Annotated in this window: 17 protein-coding genes and 1 tRNA gene; 13 read left to right on the top strand and 5 right to left on the bottom strand. The window is 69.9% G+C overall.

Going from position 1 to position 15,790, the window contains the following annotated elements; translation table 11 throughout:
* Positions 1 to 187 precede the first annotated feature (187 nt).
* From dnaK to dapB, 3 genes are all read left to right on the top strand, one after another.
* On the top strand, positions 188 to 2,101 hold the full coding sequence (dnaK, locus tag ACFFGE_RS09440; protein WP_376836091.1) for a molecular chaperone DnaK: 1,914 nt from the start codon (positions 188 to 190) through the stop codon (positions 2,099 to 2,101).
* A 151-nt stretch (positions 2,102 to 2,252) separates the two neighbouring features.
* Entirely contained in the window at positions 2,253 to 3,440 is a 1,188-nt protein-coding gene (gene dnaJ, locus ACFFGE_RS09435) for a molecular chaperone DnaJ (protein WP_376836090.1), read from the top strand.
* Positions 3,437 to 4,183 (top strand): 4-hydroxy-tetrahydrodipicolinate reductase, encoded by a 747-nt coding sequence (gene dapB / locus ACFFGE_RS09430; protein WP_376836088.1) that lies wholly within the window; start codon positions 3,437 to 3,439, stop codon positions 4,181 to 4,183. The genes dnaJ and dapB overlap by 4 nt, the downstream gene beginning before the upstream one ends.
* Positions 4,184 to 4,306: 123 nt before the next feature.
* Here the strand turns inward: dapB and ACFFGE_RS09425 are convergent, their stop codons facing one another.
* Entirely contained in the window at positions 4,307 to 4,729 is a 423-nt protein-coding gene (locus tag ACFFGE_RS09425; protein WP_376836087.1) for a YkvA family protein, read from the bottom strand.
* A 57-nt stretch (positions 4,730 to 4,786) separates the two neighbouring features.
* Between ACFFGE_RS09425 and ACFFGE_RS09420 the strand changes: the two genes are divergently transcribed.
* From ACFFGE_RS09420 to ACFFGE_RS09400, 5 genes are all read left to right on the top strand, one after another.
* Positions 4,787 to 5,569, top strand: a complete 783-nt coding sequence (locus tag ACFFGE_RS09420) for an SDR family oxidoreductase (RefSeq protein ID WP_376836086.1) — start codon at positions 4,787 to 4,789, stop codon at positions 5,567 to 5,569.
* 190 nt (positions 5,570 to 5,759) lie between these two features.
* Positions 5,760 to 5,834 (top strand) — tRNA-Gly (locus ACFFGE_RS09415).
* 87 nt (positions 5,835 to 5,921) lie between these two features.
* Entirely contained in the window at positions 5,922 to 7,181 is a 1,260-nt protein-coding gene (locus ACFFGE_RS09410) for an Nramp family divalent metal transporter (protein WP_376836085.1), read from the top strand.
* A 56-nt stretch (positions 7,182 to 7,237) separates the two neighbouring features.
* Positions 7,238 to 7,471, top strand: a complete 234-nt coding sequence (locus ACFFGE_RS09405) for a hypothetical protein (RefSeq protein ID WP_376836084.1) — start codon at positions 7,238 to 7,240, stop codon at positions 7,469 to 7,471.
* Entirely contained in the window at positions 7,468 to 7,863 is a 396-nt protein-coding gene (locus ACFFGE_RS09400) for an HIT domain-containing protein (protein WP_376836082.1), read from the top strand. Before ACFFGE_RS09405 ends, ACFFGE_RS09400 begins: the two co-directional genes overlap by 4 nt.
* On the opposite strand, the gene ACFFGE_RS09395 is transcribed toward ACFFGE_RS09400, so the two are convergent.
* Positions 7,860 to 8,729 (bottom strand): alpha/beta fold hydrolase, encoded by an 870-nt coding sequence (locus tag ACFFGE_RS09395; RefSeq protein ID WP_376836081.1) that lies wholly within the window; start codon positions 8,727 to 8,729, stop codon positions 7,860 to 7,862. The two genes, ACFFGE_RS09400 and ACFFGE_RS09395, sit on opposite strands and share 4 nt — an antisense overlap.
* 138 nt (positions 8,730 to 8,867) lie before the next feature.
* Between ACFFGE_RS09395 and ACFFGE_RS09390 the strand changes: the two genes are divergently transcribed.
* A complete protein-coding gene (locus ACFFGE_RS09390; RefSeq protein ID WP_376836080.1) occupies positions 8,868 to 10,208 on the top strand; it encodes an ammonium transporter in 1,341 nt (446 codons plus the stop codon).
* Positions 10,209 to 10,215: 7 nt separating this feature from the next.
* Here the strand turns inward: ACFFGE_RS09390 and ACFFGE_RS09385 are convergent, their stop codons facing one another.
* Positions 10,216 to 10,740, bottom strand: coding sequence for a D-glycero-alpha-D-manno-heptose-1,7-bisphosphate 7-phosphatase (locus tag ACFFGE_RS09385; protein WP_376836078.1), 525 nt, complete (start codon positions 10,738 to 10,740; stop codon positions 10,216 to 10,218).
* Positions 10,741 to 10,892: 152 nt separating this feature from the next.
* Here ACFFGE_RS09385 and ACFFGE_RS09380 point away from each other — a divergent pair, with 152 nt between their 5' ends.
* Together ACFFGE_RS09380 and ACFFGE_RS09375 are read left to right on the top strand one after the other, a co-directional pair.
* Positions 10,893 to 12,065 (top strand): DegT/DnrJ/EryC1/StrS family aminotransferase, encoded by a 1,173-nt coding sequence (locus ACFFGE_RS09380; protein WP_376836077.1) that lies wholly within the window; start codon positions 10,893 to 10,895, stop codon positions 12,063 to 12,065.
* Positions 12,066 to 12,069: 4 nt separating this feature from the next.
* Positions 12,070 to 13,002: a Gfo/Idh/MocA family protein gene (locus ACFFGE_RS09375; protein ID WP_376836076.1), complete on the top strand. Its 933-nt coding sequence runs from the start codon at positions 12,070 to 12,072 to the stop codon at positions 13,000 to 13,002.
* Positions 13,003 to 13,020: 18 nt separating this feature from the next.
* Here the strand turns inward: ACFFGE_RS09375 and ACFFGE_RS09370 are convergent, their stop codons facing one another.
* Positions 13,021 to 13,803, bottom strand: a complete 783-nt coding sequence (locus ACFFGE_RS09370) for an SDR family oxidoreductase (protein ID WP_376836075.1) — start codon at positions 13,801 to 13,803, stop codon at positions 13,021 to 13,023.
* Positions 13,800 to 14,102: a 4a-hydroxytetrahydrobiopterin dehydratase gene (locus ACFFGE_RS09365; RefSeq protein WP_376836074.1), complete on the bottom strand. Its 303-nt coding sequence runs from the start codon at positions 14,100 to 14,102 to the stop codon at positions 13,800 to 13,802. The genes ACFFGE_RS09370 and ACFFGE_RS09365 overlap by 4 nt, the downstream gene beginning before the upstream one ends.
* Before the next feature lie 149 nt (positions 14,103 to 14,251).
* Between ACFFGE_RS09365 and ACFFGE_RS09360 the strand changes: the two genes are divergently transcribed.
* Positions 14,252 to 14,941: a Crp/Fnr family transcriptional regulator gene (locus ACFFGE_RS09360; protein WP_376836073.1), complete on the top strand. Its 690-nt coding sequence runs from the start codon at positions 14,252 to 14,254 to the stop codon at positions 14,939 to 14,941.
* Positions 14,942 to 15,000: 59 nt separating this feature from the next.
* A complete protein-coding gene (locus ACFFGE_RS09355) occupies positions 15,001 to 15,771 on the top strand; it encodes a class I SAM-dependent methyltransferase (protein WP_376836072.1) in 771 nt (256 codons plus the stop codon).
* Positions 15,772 to 15,790: the final 19 nt, after the last annotated feature.

The raw sequence follows: 15,790 nt of genomic DNA, 5'->3' as shown, positions 1-15,790 counted from the left end.
GCGGAGCCAAGCGAACCGGCGTCGCATCCCGCGATGTCGGCGCGCCTCGGATGAACCCAGTCGCGTCCGCCAGGTTCTGGCGATCCCCTTGGCGCGGCGATGTTTTTACACCAAGGGGGCGATCAAGCGCGGCGCTCGCCCAAGAGGCCGCCGCATCGCCCGCCGCAAGGAGACTTGAAAGCACGCCATGAGCAAGATCATCGGCATCGACCTCGGCACCACGAACTCGTGCGTGGCCGTGATGGACGGCAAGAACCCCAAGGTCATCGAGAACGCCGAGGGCGCCCGCACGACCCCGTCGGTCGTCGCCATCCAGGACGGCGGCGAGACCCTGGTCGGCCAGCCCGCCAAGCGCCAGGCCGTGACCAATCCGGCCAACACCTTCTTCGCCATCAAGCGCCTGATCGGCCGCAACTACGACGACCCCGTCGTGGCGAAGGACAAGGGCATGGTGCCCTATGAGATCGTCAAGGGCCCTAACGGCGACGCCTGGGTCCGGGCCCACGGCAAGGATTACTCGCCGCAGCAGATCTCGGCCTTCACCCTGATGAAGATGAAGGAGGCCGCCGAGGCCTATCTGGGCGACAAGGTCACCCAGGCCGTGATCACCGTGCCCGCCTACTTCAACGACGCCCAGCGTCAGGCCACCAAGGACGCCGGCAAGATCGCCGGCCTCGAGGTGCTGCGCATCATCAACGAGCCGACGGCGGCCGCGCTGGCCTATGGCCTGGAGAAGAACGACGGCCAGAAGATCGCGGTCTACGATCTGGGCGGCGGCACCTTCGACGTCTCGATCCTGGAGATCGGCGACGGCGTGTTCGAGGTGAAGTCGACCAACGGCGACACCTTCCTGGGCGGCGAGGACTTCGACCTGCGTCTGGTCGACTACCTGGCCGACGAGTTCAAGAAGGAGCAGGGCGTCGACCTGCGTCAGGACAAGCTGGCCCTGCAGCGCCTGAAGGAAGAGGCCGAGAAGGCCAAGAAGGAGCTGAGCTCCACGGCCCAGTACGAGGTCAACCTGCCGTTCATCTCGATGAACGCGTCGGGCCCGCTGCACCTGAACATCAAGTTGTCGCGCGCCAAGCTCGAGGCCCTCGTCGAGGATCTGATCCAGCGCACCATCGAGCCCTGCCAGAAGGCCCTGAAGGACGCGGGCCTGAAGGCCTCGGACATCGACGAGGTCGTGCTGGTCGGCGGCATGACCCGCATGCCCAAGGTGCAGGAGGCGGTGAAGGCGTTCTTCGGCAAGGAGCCGCACAAGGGCGTGAACCCGGACGAGGTCGTGGCGCTGGGCGCCGCGGTCCAGGCCGGCGTCCTGCAGGGCGACGTCAAGGACGTGCTGCTCCTGGACGTGACGCCGCTGACGCTGGGCATCGAGACCCTGGGCGGCGTCTTCACCCCGCTGATCGAGCGCAACACCACCATCCCCACCAAGAAGAGCCAGGTCTTCTCGACCGCAGACGACAATCAGTCGGCGGTGACGATCCGGGTCTTCCAGGGCGAGCGTCCGATGGCCTCGGACAACAAGCTGCTCGGCCAGTTCGACCTGATGGGCATTCCGCCCGCGCCGCGCGGCGTGCCGCAGATCGAGGTGGCCTTCGACATCGACGCCAACGGCATCGTCAACGTCTCGGCCAAGGACAAGGCGACCAACAAGGAACAGTCGATCCGCATCCAGGCCAACGGCGGCCTGTCGGACGCCGACATCGAGAAGATGGTCAAGGAAGCCGAGGCCAATGCGGCCGCCGACAAGGCCAAGAAGGACCTGGTCGAGGCCCAGAACGCGGCCGACAGCCTGATCCACTCGACCGAGAAGGCGCTGGCCGAACACGGCGACAAGGTCTCGGGCGATGAGAAGACCGCCATCGAGACGGCGCTGACCGATCTCAAGTCGGCGCGTGAGGGCTCCGACCACGAGGACATCCGCGCCAAGACCGCCACCCTGGTGCAGGCCTCGATGAAGCTCGGCGAGGCCATGTACAAGGCCCAGACGGACCAGGACGGCTCCGCCGCCCCGGCCTCGGACGACGGCGTGGTCGACGCCGAGTTCGAGGAAGTCTCGCCGGAGAACGACTCCGGGGACCAGAAGAAGAGCGCCTGACGCTCGGGGCCCCTTCGCCGGTCGGCGGAGGGGCCTTCATTTTCACCATTCTTGCATCAAGATCGCCTCACACCATGTGAGCATCGACGCCGTTCGTCACAGACCGGGACACCGGCGGACGCGGCAGGGGGTCATGAGGTCGTAACGCCCGATGGCGCAGCGTGATTACTATGAGGTCCTGGGGGTCGACCGGTCGGTCGACGCGACCGGCCTGAAATCCGCCTATCGCAAGCTGGCGATGCAGCACCACCCGGACCGCAACGGCGGCTCCGAGGAGGCGATGGAGAAGTTCAAGGAGATCTCCGAGGCCTATTCGGTGCTCTCCGACGACCAGAAACGCGCCGCCTACGACCGCTTCGGCCACGCCGGCGTGGGCGGCGGCGGGGGCTTCGGTCAGGGCGCGGCCTTCAACGACATCAACGACATCTTCTCCCAGGTGTTCGGCGACGCCTTCGGCGACGTCTTCGGAGCCCAGGGTCGGCGCGGCGGCGGGGGCGGCCCCCGGCGCGGATCGGACCTGCGCTACGATCTGGAGATCACGCTGGAGCAGGCCTATCGCGGGGACGAGGTGGAGGTGGCCTTTCCCGTCACCGCCGCCTGCGACACCTGCGACGGCTCCGGCGCCAGGCCGGGCACCAAGCCCACGACCTGCACCACCTGCGGCGGCGCGGGCCGCGTCCGCACCGCCAACGGCTTCTTCCAGGTGGAGCGGACCTGCCCCCGCTGCGGCGGCCAGGGCCAGATGATCGCCGATCCCTGCGAGACCTGTCACGGCCACGGCCAGGTCCGGAAGCAGAGGAAGCTGGCCCTGAAGGTGCCCGCCGGCGTCGACGACGGCTCGCGCATCCGCCTGTCCGGCGAGGGCGACGCGGGCGTGCGCGGCGGTCCACGCGGCGACCTCTACGTCTTCATCTCGGTCAAGCCGCACGAGCTGTTCGAGCGGGACAACCTGGACCTGCTGGTGACCGTGCCCGTGCCCATGACCACGGCGGCGCTGGGCGGCGTGATCGAGGCGCCCTGTCTTGTGTCCAGCGCCTGCGACGGCCAGTGCAAGGCCGAGGTCCAGGTGCCCGAGGGCGCCCAGACCGGCCGGACGGTGCGGATCAAGGGCAAGGGCATGCCCCACCTGAACGGCCGCCAGCGCGGCGATCTGGTGGTCGAGCTGTTCGTCGAGACGCCGACGAACCTGAGCGCGAGACAGAAGGAACTCATGCGCGAGCTTGCCGAGACGTGCGGCGAGGCCCAAAGTCCGCGCAACTCCAGCTTCGCCGGAAAGGCCAAGCGTTTCTGGGCCGAGATCATGGGCGGGGACGACGCCTCGAGAGAAACCGCCGCGTGACAGGCCTTTTCCACGTCGGCATCTCCGGCGCCCGCGGGCGGATGGGACGCGCCCTGAGCCAGGTGCTGGACGCGCGCGCCGACGTGATGGTGGCGGCCCGCTTCGACCGGGGCGATCAGCCGGATCTCAGCCTGTGCGACGTGGTCATCGACTTCTCCACGCCCGAGGCCTCGGCCGAGCTCGCCGCCGCCTGCGCCGACCGGGGCGGGCCCGCGCTGGTGATCGGCTCCACCGGTTTCGACGCGGACCAGGAGGCGGTGGTCCAGGCGGCCGCCGCGAAGATCGCCATCGTGCGGTCGGGCAATTTCTCGCTCGGCGTCAACATCCTGATCGGCCTGGTGGAGCACGCCGCGCTGCGCCTGCCGGCCGAGGACTGGGACATCGAGGTGCTGGAGGCCCATCACCGGCACAAGGTGGACGCGCCATCGGGCACCGCGCTGATGCTGGGCGAGGCCGCGGCCGCCGGGCGCGGCGCGGACCTGAAGGACCTGCGCGCCCCGGCGCGGGAAGGCCTTGCCGAGCGGTCGCCCGGCTCGATCGGATTCGCCGCGCTTAGGGCCGGCGGGATCATCGGCGAGCACACGGTGCTGTTCGCCTCGGCTGACGAGAGCCTGACCCTGTCGCACAGCGCCATCGACCGCTCCCTGTTCGCCAAGGGTGCGGTGGTGGCCGCCGCCTGGGTGCGGAACCGCCGCCCGGGCCTCTATGACATGCAGGACGTGCTGGGCTTCCGCCAGGCCTAGAGCCTGATCGGCTCAAGTGGAATCGCTTCGCGATTCCGCTCAAGTCTTGAACCAGGCTCTCACTGAAAACTGCACCGAAATCTGAGCCCAGTTGGACGTGCGTCCAACTGAACCGATTTTGGTCTAGCGGTTCGTCAGCCGCTCCAGCGTCTCTCGCGCCAGGGTCCGATGCCGGTCGCGCACATGGGCGCCCAGCGTCGCCAGCACCGCCGTGATCACCGCCGCGTCGTCGGAGAAGCCGACTACGGCGAAGACGTCCGGGATCAGATCGGTCGGCAGCACGAAATAGGCCAGCGCGCCCATCAGAATGCCCTTCGCGGCCATCGGCGTCTGCGGATCGCGCGCGGCGTAGTAGGCGCCCAGCACCTGGTCGGCGAAGGGAATCTTCGCGGCCACACGCGTGATCTTGGGCCAGAAGCCGCGCCTGACGCGGCGCTCGTTGACCCTCTGGACGGCCGGCAGCAGGGCGCGGCCGGGATCGATGGCCTCTTCGGGCGTTCGGGCCGTCGCCGCGTCGTCCGGTCTCGCATTGGCGTTCGTCGTCATGGCGGCTAAATCCGCGTCCTCGACACTGGGTTCATCACAAACATAGGGGTTCGGCGCATGAAACTCGACGGTTCGATCGCGGCGGTGGTCACGGGCGGAGCCTCCGGGCTCGGCGAAGGCACGGCGCGGGCGCTGGCCGCTAGGGGCGTGAAGGTCGCCCTGTTCGACCTCAACGAGGAACGCGGCGAAGAGGTCGCGCGCGAGATCGGCGGCGTCTTCTGCAAGGTCGACGTGTCCGACGACGACAGCGTCGCGGCGGGCTTCGCGAAGGCCCGGGCCGCCCACGGCCAGGAACGCCTGACCGTCAACTGCGCCGGCATCGCCACGGGCCAGAAGACCGTCAGCCGCTCCAAGACCGACGGTTCGGTGCGCGCCCACGACATGGCCAGCTTCGAGCGCACCGTGCGCATCAACCTGTTCGGCACCTACCGGGTGCTCAGCCAGTCGGCGCTGGGCATGGTGCAGCTGGAGCCGATGGAGGACGGCGAGCGTGGCCTGATCGTCAACACCGCGTCCGTCGCGGCCCAGGACGGCCAGATCGGTCAGGCGGCCTATTCGGCGTCTAAGGGCGGCGTCTACGCCATGACGCTGCCGGTCGCGCGCGACCTGATGAACGACGGGGTCAGGGTCAACACCATCCTGCCCGGCATCATGTGGACGCCGATGATGGCCGGCATGGATCAGAAGGTGCAGGACGCGCTCGCGGCCCAGATCCCCTTCCCCAAGCGGCTGGGGACGCCCGCCGACTACGCCGCCCTGGTGCTGCACCTGGCCGAGAACGTCTACATCAACGGCGAGTGCATCCGCCTGGACGGCGCGATCCGGATGGCGCCGAGGTAGCGGGACACGCGCATCGCGCCGCGCCGCGCCGCGCCGCCGCTCGCGACGCGGTCGCTCGCTGCTTGAGCGCCTTCTTCAGCGCGCTACCGCTCGCGACGCGGTCGCTCGCTGCCTGAGCGCGAGAATCACAAAAACACCCCTTGCGGGGGCCGCCGCCCCTCCGCTATACGCCCCGCTCTCGACTGAGAGCGCGGGCGTAGCTCAGGGGTAGAGCATCACCTTGCCAAGGTGAGGGTCGGGCGTTCGAATCGCCTCGCCCGCTCCAGTCGATCATCGAAGGGCTCCGCCTCGGCGGGGCCTTTTCGCGTTTCAGGCCGTCGACGCCGGTGACGAAACGGGCGAACGTCATCGCATGGAAACCACTCCCGCCAGCCCTCGCCGCCGCTGGTCCCTGATCGGGCCCGGCCTCGTCGCGGCCGCGACCGGGGTCGGCGCCGGCGATCTGGTGGCGACGCTCGTCGCGGGGTCGCGGTTCGGCTATGCGCTGTTGTGGGCCGCGATCGTGGGAGCGATCGTCAAGGTGGCGCTGGCGGAGGGCGTGGGCCGCTGGACGCTCTCGACCGGCCGCACGATGTTCGACGGCTGGTCCAGCCTGCCGGGCGGGGCCGGGCGCCTGAACTGGGCGACGCTGTATTTCGCGATCTATGTCGTAATCTGGGGCTTCGTGTACGGGGCGACGGCCATGACGGCGAGCGCGCTGCCGCTGGCGGCGCTCATCCCCGGCGCGGACATCAAGCTGATCGGCATGGCCAGCGGCCTGATCGGGCTGGGGCTCGTCTGGTTCGGCGGCTACGGCCTGTTCGAGAAGGTGATGGCGGGCCTGGTCGGGGTGATGTTCGTCACTGTCGTCGGGCTGGCGCTCATCGTCGCGCCGGACGTGCCGCGCCTGTTCACCGGCCTGTGGCCGACGCTGCCCGAAGGCTCGGGCTTCTACACGCTCGGCCTGATCGGCGGCGTGGGCGGCACCATCACCATGGCGGCCTACGGCTACTGGCTGAACGCCAAGGGCTGGCGGGGCCCCGAATGGATGGGCACGATGCGGATCGACAACCGCGTTGCCTATGCGGTCACGGCCCTGTTCGTGATCGCCATGCTGGTGGTCGGGGCCGAACTGCTGTTCGCGGCGGGCGTGGCGCTCCAGAGCGGGGACCGGGGCCTTCTGGACTTGGGCGAGGTTCTGGCCGACCGCTTCGGGCGCGGGGTCGCCACCCTGTTCCTGATCGGCTTCTGGGCCGCCGGCTTCACCAGCCTGATCGGGGTGTGGCAGGGGGTCGGCCTGCTGTTCGCCGACTTCTGGGCGCATATGACAGGCCGCGCGGGCGAAGAGGCGGTGCGAGGCCAGAAAAGCCCGGCGGCGCGCGCCTACATGCTGTGGCTGACCTTTCCGCCGATGGCGCTGCTGTTCCTGGAGCGGCCGTTCGCCCTGATCGTGGCCTATGGGGTCTTGGGCAGCCTGTTCATGCCCTTCCTGGCCGGAACGCTGATCTGGCTCCTGAACAGCCCACGCACGCCGCCCGAGTGGCGCAACGGCTGGGTGTCGAACCTGCTCCTGGGGGCCGCCGCCCTGCTGTTCGCCGTGCTGGCGGAGCGTGAGATCCTCGGGCTGCTGTAGGCGCGGCGGCTTGCCCTGCGGCGCGAGCGGCGCATAGTCGCCGGCGGAGGGCCGCAATGACGATTTCCGATCCGCCGCCGCCGCCGCGCGAGACGCAGCGGCTGGACGCCTTCGTGGACGCGGCCTTCGCCGCCGGCTTCGCCCTGATCGCGGTGTTCTGGCTGGGGCATCGCCGGTTCGGCCAGATCGCGCCGTATCTGCCGGGCTTCGCTTACTGGCTGATCACGGTCGGCCTCGGCGTCGCGGCTTGGCTGGACGGTCGAAGGACGCGCGCGGCGGCGGTCCAATGAGCTTCGTCGTCGATCCGGCCTTCGAGGCGGGCTCCGTCGCGGCGGCCGAGTGGCCGCTCTGCCACGTCCGGCTTCAGGACGACGCCCGCTTCCCCTGGCTGATCCTGATCCCCCGCCGCGCGGGACCGGTGGAGCTGGACGAGCTGTCGCGCGAGGACCGCGTCGCGCTCATGGACGAGATCGTCCGGGCAGGGGAGGTGGTCCGTAAACTCGCCGATCCGCCGGTCGAGAAACTGAACGTCGCCGCCATCGGCAACGTCACCGCGCAGCTGCACGTGCATGTGGTCGGCCGCCGCCGCGACGACGGCCTGTGGCCCGACCCGGTCTGGGGGCGGGGACCCGCCGTGCCCTACGCCCCCGCCGAACGCGCGCGCCTGCTGGGGTTGATCTAGGGAACGTCGGCGAGGAAGGCGAAAATGGCCGAGCGCGCCTCCGCCTCGTCGAGCATCGGCGCGTGGCCGACGCCGGGGACCTCGACATAGGCCATCTTGGGCGCCGCCTTCCTCATCCGCGCGGCGATGTCGGCGCTCAGAAGATCCGACGTCTCGCCGCGCACCAGCAAGGTGGGGCGGCCCCGGGCCAGCCGCCGGAAGAAGGGCCACAGGTTCGGGACCAGGGCCGCCTTCCCGGCGCTCCTGATCGGCACGGCGATGTCGGGGTCGTAGTCAAGCGCCGGCGTCCCGTCCGGCCCTTCGCGGAACACCCGGCGTGCGAAGGCGGCCCACTGGGCGTCGTCATAATGCGGGAAGGCCACGCCGTTGGTCGATTTGACGTAGGCGGCGGCCGCGGCCCAGTCCGGGGTTTCGACGGGGAGACCCGTATAGGCGGCGATGCGCGCCAGGCCCTCCTTCGCCACCTCGGGCCCGATGTCGTTGAGGATGGCGGCGGCCACGGCGCGAGAGCGCAGCGCGGTCACCGCCATGGTGATCAGCCCGCCCATGGAGGTGCCCAGGAACACCGCGCGCGCCAGCCCCAGATGGTCCATCAGGGCGAGCATGTCCCTGGCGTAGACCTTCGGCTGATAGGTCATCGGATCCGGCGCCCGGTCCGAGCGCCCGCGCCCGCGCACGTCCACCGCGATGACGCGGCGACCGCTCTGGGCGATGCGCGGCGCGACATCTTCGAAGTCAGCGCTGTTGCGCGTCAGGCCGTGGATGGCGATGACCGGCAGGCGGGCGGGGCCCGGCCCGGGGGCGTGGTCGCGGGCGAAGAGCGACAGTCCGTCGGGCGAGGTCCAGCGGCGTTCGGCGTAGGTCATGTCGCGACGATAATTCAGCGGCCGGAGAAATTCATCCGCCGTGTCGCCGCTCACAGGGTCTTGCCAAAACCTTCGCAACCGCGTCACAGTTCGCACCCGCAACATCATGTCGGCTTGTGCGGCCGAGGGGGATTGGGAATGCGGGCGATCGGCAGGCGGCTTCAGGCGGGCGCAACAGGCGTGCTTCTGGCCACGTTGGCGGGGGCCGCCCATGCTGCGGCGCCGGAGGGCCCGGCGCTCCTGGCCCATCAGGCGGCGCTGGAGCTGGACGGGGCGGCGTCCGCCTGGATCCTGACCTCGACGGCGCTGGTTCTGCTGATGACCGTGCCGGGGCTGGCGCTGTTCTACGGCGGCATGGTGCGCAAGAAGAACGTGCTGGCGACGGTCGGCCAAGCGTTCGCCGCGGCGCTTCTGGTCACGATCCTCTGGTTCGTCGCCGGCTATTCCCTGGCCTTCGGGACCAATGCCAACGAGGGGCTGAACGCCTTCATCGGTTCGCTGGATTCGGTCTTCCTGAACGGGGTCGGGGCCGACACCGCCTGGGCCGGCGCGCCCGGCCTGCCGGAGACCCTGTGGGTCGCCTACCAGCTCACCTTCGCCATCATCACGCCCGCCCTGATCGCGGGCGCCTTCGCCGAGCGCATCAAGTTCTCGGGCTTTCTGCTGTTCATCGGCCTGTGGCACCTGATCGTCTATGCGCCGGTCTGCCACTGGGTCTGGTCGGGCGGATTCCTGGGCGGGATGGGGGTGCTGGACTTCGCCGGCGGCGCGGTGGTGCACGTCAACTCCGGCGTGGCCGGGCTGGTCGCGGCGCTGTTCCTGGGCAAGCGGGTGGGGTTCGGCCGGGACAACATGGCCCCGCACAACCTGACCCTGACGGTGATCGGCGCGTCCCTGCTGTGGGTCGGCTGGATCGGTTTCAACGCCGGTTCGGCCTGGGCTCCCGACGCGATCGCGGCGCAGGCGCTGCTGGGCACCATCGTCGCCACCGCGGCGGCCGGCGCGGCCTGGGCGGTCGCCGAGTGGATCGAGCGCAGGAAGCCGACGGTGCTGGGCATGGCCTCGGGCGCCATCGCCGGGCTGGTGGCGATCACGCCCGGCGCGGGATTCGTCAATAGCCAGGGCGCCTTCTTCATCGGCGTCGCCGGCGGCCTGGTCTGCTGGTTCGCCGTGGTCTGGATCAAGAAGTGGTTGCGCTACGACGATTCCCTCGACGCCTTCGGCGTGCACGGGGTCGGCGGTCTGGTGGGCGCGCTCCTGACCGGGGTCTTCGCCGACGCGGCGGTCAATTCGCTCGGCGAGGGGGCGAACGTCTGGACCCAGTTCGTCGGTCTTCTGGCCGTGATCGGCTGGTCGGCCGTGGCGACCTTCGCGATCCTGTGGGTCTGCAAGCTGACGACGGGCCTGCGGGTGAGCGAGGAGGAGGAGCGTCAGGGCCTCGATCTCACCCAGCACGGCGAGGCGGTGCACGACACCTGACGGAGGTTCAGCCGCCCAGCAGATCGCGCACGAAGACGTCGAGGTTCGGACCTTCGAAGAGGAAGCCGGGGATGCCCGCCCGTCGCGCGGCCTCCATGTCGCTGTCCCGGTCGCCGATGAGGAACGACCGCTTCAGGTCGATGTCGTGCTCGGCGGCGGCTCTCAGGATCATGCCGGGATTGGGCTTCCGGTCCGGATGGTCCGGGTGCTGATAGGCCGGATCCTGCGCCGATGCGTGGAACGGACAGGCGTAGACCGCCGAGATGCGTCCGCCCCTGGCCGCCAGGGTGCGCACCATCAGCGCGTTGAAGGCGTGCATCCGCGCCTCGGTGAACATGCCGCGCGCCACGCCGGACTGGTTGGTGACCACCACGGCCATGAAGCCCGCCCGGTTCAGCCGCTGCACCGCCTCGGCCGCGCCGGGCGTGAACACCAGATGCTCGTCCAGATGCGGATAGCCGCTGTCTTCGATCAGCACCCCGTCCCGGTCCAGGAACACCGCCGGATGCCGGCCCGTCTCAGTCTCGTTCACGCCACGCTCCCCTGACGGAGCGGGGTTAAGCGGACGGGGGCCCGGTTGCAACTCGCAACGCGATGTGACGCGTACGGTTTGGCCAGGGCGGCGGCGATTTGCTAGAGCCGCGCAACTTCAGGGCCGTTCAGGCCCGCTTCGCGGATCGCCCCATGTCGACGCCCATGCTGCCCTTCATCGACCTGCAGGCCCAGCGCCGCCGTCTGGGCGGCGCGATCGAGGCCGCCGTCATGGCCGCGGTCGAGGGCGGCGCCTGGGTCATGGGCCCGCAGGTGCGACAGTTCGAGGAGGCGCTGGCGGCGTTCGGACGGGCGAAGCACGCGCTGGGCTGCGCCAACGGCACCGACGCCCTGATCCTGCCGCTGATCGCCTGGGGCGTCCGCACCGGCGATGCGGTCTTCTGCCCCAGCTTCACCTTCACCGCGACGGCCGAGATCGTGCCCTGGCTGGGCGCCACGCCCGTGTTCGTGGACGTGGACGCCCGGACCTACAACATGGACCCTGCCCGGCTCGAGGCCGCCATCGAGGCGGTGAAGGCCGAAGGCCGGCTGACGCCCAAGGTCGTCATCGCGGTGGACCTGTTCGGCCAGCCCGCCGACTATCCGGCGATCCGCGCCGTGTGCGACCGGCATGGACTGAAGCTGATCGCGGATTCGGCGCAAGGGTTCGGCTGCACCCTGAACGGCGAGCACCCGATCAAGTGGGCGGACGTCACGACGACCAGCTTCTTTCCGGCCAAGCCGCTGGGCTGCTACGGCGACGGCGGCGCGGTCCTGACCGACGACGAGGACCTGGCCCAGGAGATGGATTCCCTGCGCGTCCACGGGAAGGTCGTGCCGAAGGACCTCAAGGAGGGCCAGAGCTTCGATCACGACCCCAAGTACCTCGCCATGCGCATCGGGATGAACAGCCGGCTGGACACGATCCAGGCCGCCGTCCTCATCGAGAAGCTGAAGGTCTTCGGCCAGGAGATCGAATGGCGCAACCGGATCGCGGATCGCTACAACGCGCGCCTCGAACCTCACGTCGCGGCCGTGCCCCATGTGATCGACGGCGGTGTTTCGAACTGGGCCCAGTACACCATCGAGCACGACAACCGCGACGGTCTGGCGGCCCACCTGCGCGGCCTGGGCGTGCCGAGCGCGGTCTATTACCCGGTGCCGATGCACATGCAGCCCGCCTATCGGCGCTTCCCGCAGGGCGCGGGCGGCCTGCCGGTGACCGAGCGCATCAGGGACCGCGTCATCAGCCTGCCGATGCACGCGGACCTGGACGAGGCGACCCAGGACCGCATCGTCGACGCCGTGGCGAGCTTCGAGGGCTGATCCGATGACGTTGTCGCAACCGCTGCTCAAGGTCGGGGTCGCCGGCGTCGGCGTCATGGGGCGCAACCACGCCCGGGTCGTGGCCGAACTCCGCGACGTGGACCTGACCACCATCCTGGACGCCGATCCGGTGGTGGCCGAGGGCGTGGCGGGGCTCTATGGCGCGCTCGGCGTCTCGGCCGTCGAGGACTTCGTCGGCGCCGGCCTGGACGCCGCGATCGTGGCCACGCCGAACCGGACCCATGCGGACCTCGCCGTCGCGCTCCTGGAGCGCGGAACCCACGTCCTGGTCGAAAAGCCGATCGCCGCGACCCTCGAGGACGCCCGCCGCATCATCGACGCCGCCAAGGCCAACGACCGGGTGCTGATGGTCGGTCAGGTCGAGCGGTTCAACCCGGCGATCGAGACGGTCAAGCGCGCCATCGCCGACGAAAAGGTGATCTCGATCCAGGTGACCCGCGTCGGCCCCTTCCCCCCGCGCATGGGCGAAGTGGGCGTGGTCATCGACCTGGCGGTGCACGACATCGACATCATCCGCCACCTGACCGGCTCCGAGATCGTCGAGGTCCAGCCGCAGCTGGCCCGGACCCGCGCCGAGCGCGAGGACACGGCGCTGTTGCAGTTCAGGACCGAGAGCGGGGTGATCGCCCACATCACCACCAACTGGGTCACCCCCTACAAGACCCGCACGCTTCAGGTCGCGACCGAGGGCAAGTTCGTGGTCGCCGACCTGATCACGCGCCAGGTGACTGAGTACTTCGGCCAGCAGGCGGACGGCAGCTATCAGACCCGCGCGCTGAACAGCTGGCCCGCCGAGCCGCTGAGGAAGGAGCTGGAGGCCTTCGTTCACGCCATCCGCACCGGCGAGACGCCGGCCGTGACCGGCGAGGACGGGCTGAAGAACCTCGAGGTCGCGCTGCGCTGCCTGGGCGAGTGAGCGTTGGGGGAGTGACCGCTACTGCGCGGTCATCCCGCCGTCGATCTTGAACTCCGACCCGGTGACGAACTTGGACTCGTCCGACGCCAGGTAGAGCACGCAGTAGGCGACGTCGTCGGGCTCCCCGATCCGCTTCAGGGGGATGCCGCGCGCCAGCTTCTGGTGCGCGCTCGCCTCGTCGCCCCCGGCCATGGCGACGAAGGGGTCCAGGATCGGCGTCTTGATGAACACCGGGTGGACCGAGTTCGCCCGCACGTTCCAGCCCGCCTTGGCGCACTCCAGCGCGATGGTCTTGGTGTACATCCAGACCGCCGCCTTGGTGGCGTTGTAGGCCCCCATGCCCGGACCCGCCGCCAGCCCGGCGATCGAGGAGATGTTGACGATCGAGCCCGCGCCCGAGGCCCGCAGGTGCGGCATCGCGTGCTTGCAGCCCAGCATCACCGATTCCTGGTTCACCGCCTGGACCTTGCGCCAGTTGGCGACAGTGTCCTCCTCGACGAACACCAGACGTCCGCCGATGCCGGCGTTGTTCACGAGCACCGACAGGCCGCCCATGTCCTTCACGGCTGCGGCGATCACCTCGACCCACTGGTCCTCGTCGGTGACGTCGTGACGATAGGCGAAGGCGCGGCCGGGATGTTCGGCGTTGATGGCGTCGGCCAGCGCCCTGGCCCCGTCGAGATCCACATCGGTGATCGCGACCCTGGCCCCCTCGCGCGCCATCATCCACGCCATCGCCTGGCCCAGGCCGCCCGCGGCGCCGGTGATCAGGGCCCGCTTGCCCGCGACGCGTCCACTCATGCTTCGGCTCCCATCTGCTCGGCCGCCCGGTCGATGAACCGCGCCAGCTCGACGTCCTTCCCGGTCACGCCCCCGGCGTCGTGGGTCGTCAGCAGGACCTCGACTCGATTGTAGACATTGGACCACTCGGGGTGGTGGTCCATCTTCTCGGCGACCAGCGCCACCCGCGCCATGAAGCCGAAGGCCGCGTTGAAGTCGGCGAACCGCAGCGTCCGCGCGATCGCCGGGCGCGGGTCGTCGGCCACGCGCCAGCCGGTCAGACTTTGCAGGGCGGCGTTGGGATCGAGCGTGTCGGCCATGGGCTGTCCTCCGGCGGGGTCGCGTTCAGGGCCGTATCGCGCGACACCCCGGTCCGCAAGTTCGCGACGCGGCCTGGGAACGCCAAGCTCGGCCGTGACGTTTACAAGCGTCGCCGTTCAGCGGCGGCGAACCGAACACGGAGGTCGCGATGCAGAATCTGTGGCTGGCCCAGTTGCCCTCGGCCGATCGGGCGCGCGTGGAGCGCGTGACCGAGGTGCGGCCCTTCTCCAAGGGCGACATCCTTTACGAAACCGGCGAGACGCCGGAGGCGGTCTGGTTTCCGACCCAGGGCGTCATCGGTCTGGCGACCGTGATCGACGCCGACCGGTCGGTCGACAGCGCCCTGATCGGCCCCGAGGGTCTGGTCGGCGTCACCTGCGGCCCCATGAACGCCCGCGCCGTCAGCCGCGCCGTGGCCCGCTCCGAGGGCGCCGCGCTGTGTGTGGCCGCCGATCGTTTCGCCGAAATGCTGGAGGCCAGCGCCCCGCTGCGGGAGGCGCTCTCGCGCTTCACCGAGGCGCTGTTCGCCCAGGTGCAGCAGACCGCCGCCTGCAACGCGCAGCATCCGCTCGAGGCCCGCTTCTCGCGCCGTCTTCTGGATCTTCAGGACCGGCTGGACGCCGACCGGCTGGAGCTCACCCAGTTCGACGTCGCGGCCATGCTGGGCGTGCGACGCGCGACGGTCAGCGAGGTGGGGGCGCTGGTGGAGGATCGGGGCCTCATCCGGCGGGGTAGGGGCTGGATGCGGATCGTGGACCGCAAGGGTCTCGAGGGTCTCGCCTGCGGCTGCTACGGGGCCCTGCGCCGGGTCGGCGAGGACCTGGGCGTCGCCGCCTGAGCCGGTCTTGCGGCGGATCGCCCGGTGACGCGGGCCGCGCGAGCCGCTAGACCGCGCGGATGACCGAGGCCGACGCCCAGAAAACCTCCTCCTTCGGCTTCCGCGACGTGGAGGCGGGCGAGAAGGTGCGGCTGGTGCGCGGCGTCTTCGACCGGGTCGCGTCGCGCTACGACCTGATGAACGATCTCATGAGCGGAGGCGTCCACCGCCTGTGGAAGGACGCCGCCGCCGCCCGGCTGAACCCCCGGCCCGGCGAGACGATCCTGGATGTCGCCGGCGGCACGGGCGACATGGCCCGGCGCTACGCCCGCATGGCCCGCCGCGCGCAGGAACGGACCGGCGGCGCCGACGCCCGGGTCGTCGTGCTGGACTATAACGCCGAGATGATCGCCGCGGGGGTCGAGAAGGGCGGGGAGCCGGAAATGGTCTGGACCGTGGGCGACGCCATGGCCATGCCGCTGCCGGACGCCGCGGTCGACGCCTATTCGATCAGCTTCGGGATTCGCAACGTCGCCGACGTGCAGGCGGCCTTGCACGAGGCGCGCCGCGTGCTGAAGCCGGGCGGGCGGTTCCTTTGCCTGGAGTTCTCGCGTCCCGTCGCCGCTCCGATCCGCGCCGCCTACGACGCCTGGTCCTTCAACGCCATCCCGCGCATCGGCGAATGGGTGGCGAAGGATCGCGACAGCTATCAGTACCTCGTGGAGTCCATCCGCCGGTTCCCGGACCAGGCGACGTTCAAGGCCATGATCGAGGCCGCCGGCTTCCGCAACGTGACGGTGACGAACCTCACCGGCGGGGTCGCGGCCCTGCATCACGGGTGGGCGATCTGATCCCGCCCCGCTTCCGCGT

It is taken from the genome of Brevundimonas balnearis (genome assembly GCF_042434805.1).
GTDB classification, from domain to species: Bacteria; Pseudomonadota; Alphaproteobacteria; order Caulobacterales; family Caulobacteraceae; genus Brevundimonas; species Brevundimonas balnearis.
Note: the sequence above shows the minus strand (reverse complement) of the source record. Positions and strands in the feature narration are given on the sequence as shown.